Genomic DNA, 1,931 nt, shown 5'->3' with positions numbered 1-1,931 from the left:
CCACGTGGTGCACGTGCGCGGCCTGCTGGGCGGCATCGGCGGCGGAGTCGTCGACGTGCAGCACGAAGGTCTCGTAGCCGAGCGTGGCCAGATGGATCCCCTCGGGCGTGGCGCCACCGAGCACCAGCGCCAGCAGCCCGGTGCCGTCGACACCGGCGCTGGTGGTCCAGTCGGTCAGCAGCCGTCGGGGGCCGCTGCGACGGCTACTGGGCACTTCCGTACCTCCGGTTGCGTTCGGCGTAGGTCTCGATGGCCGCCCAGAGGGCACGACGATCGACATCGGGCCAGGCGATGTCGCTGAACACCATCTCGGCGTAGACAGACTGCCACGGCAAGAAATTGCTGGTGCGCTGCTCGCCGGACGTGCGCCAGAACAGGTCCACGTCGGCCATGTCCGGCTCGTCGAGGTAGCGAGCGAAGACCTTGTCGGTGATCTTGTCCGGGTTGACCCGGCCGTGAGCGACGTCGGTGGCCAGCGCTCGGGCGGCGTCGGCGATCTCGGCACGGCCGCCATAGTTGACGCACATGGTCAGGGTGAGCACCGAGTTGTTCCGTGTGAGCTCCTCAGCGGCCTCGAGCTCGCTGATGACCGACCGCCACAGACGCGGGCGACGGCCGGCCCACCGGACCCGGACTCCCAGCTCGTGCATGTGGTCGCGTCTGCGCCGGATGACGTCGCGGTTGAAGCCCATGAGGAATCTGACCTCCTCCGGTGAGCGCTTCCAGTTCTCGGTGCTGAACGCGTAGGCGGACACGGCCGTGACGCCGACCTCGATGGCGCCCTCGACGACGTCGAAGAGGGCCCCCTCACCCATCTCGTGTCCCGCGGTGCGGGGCAGACCGCGCTGCTTGGCCCACCGACCATTGCCATCCATGACGATGGCCACGTGGCCCGGGACCTGGTCAGCGGGCAGGTTCGGAGGGCGTGCGCCCGATGGGTGCGGCGTGGGGGCACGCGGAGTGCCGGTACGGGGAGGCATCAGCGGTCCACGTGACTCAGGGACCGCAGGCCGCGCTCCAGGTGCCACGACAGGTAGGCGGCGACGATGGAGCCGGCCTCTCGACGCGCGCGGTCATCGGCCAGCTCGACGACCGGCCATTCGCCCTCCAGCAGAGCGGCCAGGAGTGTCACCGTCGTGGGCGACGGGATCGCAGACCCGGGCATGCGGCAGCCATCGCACAGCATGCCGCCGGACGCCGCGTGGAAATGCCGATGGGGCCCGGTGACGCCACACCGTGCGCAGGCATCGAACGTGGGGGCGTAGCCCGCGATGGACAGCGCCCGCAGCTGGTAGGAGTCCAGGATGATGCTCGGAGGCTGGCGCCGCGCCGCGAGCGCTCGCAGTGCGCCGACGAGCAGCTGCAGCTGTTGGACGGCCGGCTCACCGTCCTCCTGCACCAACCGCTCGGCGGTCTCCAGCATGGCCGTACCCGCGGTGTAGGCCGGGTAGTCGCTGCCGAGATCCTTGGCGAAGGCGTCGATCGTCTCGACCTGGGTGATGATGTCGAGCGAGCGTCCCTCGGCCAGCAAGAGCTGGACGTGCATGAACGGCTCGAGCCGTGCGCCGAAGCGCGACGAGGTCTTGCGCACGCCCTTGCCGACCGCCCGCACCAGACCACGATCGCGCGTGAGGACGGTGATGATGCGGTCTGCCTCGCCCAGCTTGTGCACCCGCAGCACGACGCCGGACTCGCGATAGAGGCTCACTCCCCCATGGTGCCGCATCCTGCCGACACCGGACCCCCGCTGGGCCGTGAGTCTCCCGGCGAATCGGACCTCCGAAAGCGGTTCAGCTCCCCGCCCGCGGTGTCACGAGCTGGGGATGGTGACGGCGACGGCCCGGTTCGCGGCCGAGACGACAGCCAGCAGCGAGGCCTTGACGATGTTGGCGTCGATGCCCACGCCCCAGACAACCTCGCCGGCGATGTCG

4 protein-coding genes are annotated in these 1,931 nt (G+C 70.0%); all 4 read right to left on the bottom strand.

The window, feature by feature from the left end:
- The coding region (locus tag WB508_RS08480) for a hypothetical protein (protein WP_423844448.1) at nucleotides 1-214 on the bottom strand (214 nt) is incomplete at its 3' end.
- Nucleotides 204-980, bottom strand: coding sequence for an isoprenyl transferase (locus WB508_RS08475; RefSeq protein WP_423844447.1), 777 nt, complete (start codon nucleotides 978-980; stop codon nucleotides 204-206). The genes WB508_RS08480 and WB508_RS08475, both read right to left, overlap by 11 nt.
- A complete protein-coding gene (recO, locus tag WB508_RS08470) occupies nucleotides 980-1,708 on the bottom strand; it encodes a DNA repair protein RecO (protein WP_423844446.1) in 729 nt (242 codons plus the stop codon). Before recO ends, WB508_RS08475 begins: the two co-directional genes overlap by 1 nt.
- Nucleotides 1,709-1,810: 102 nt before the next feature.
- Entirely contained in the window at nucleotides 1,811-1,927 is a 117-nt protein-coding gene (locus tag WB508_RS08465) for an alpha-isopropylmalate synthase regulatory domain-containing protein (RefSeq protein WP_423844449.1), read from the bottom strand.
- Nucleotides 1,928-1,931: the final 4 nt, after the last annotated feature.

This window comes from Aeromicrobium sp., from assembly GCF_049586495.1.
Lineage (GTDB): Bacteria > Actinomycetota > Actinomycetes > Propionibacteriales > Nocardioidaceae > Aeromicrobium.
Note: the sequence above shows the minus strand (reverse complement) of the source record. Positions and strands in the feature narration are given on the sequence as shown.

What these genes read in the sequence shown, in the direction of transcription:
- WB508_RS08475 (WP_423844447.1), bottom strand. Translation starts at nt 980, where the DNA reads ATGCCTCCCCGTACCGGCACTCCGCGTGCCCCCACGCCGCACCCATCG.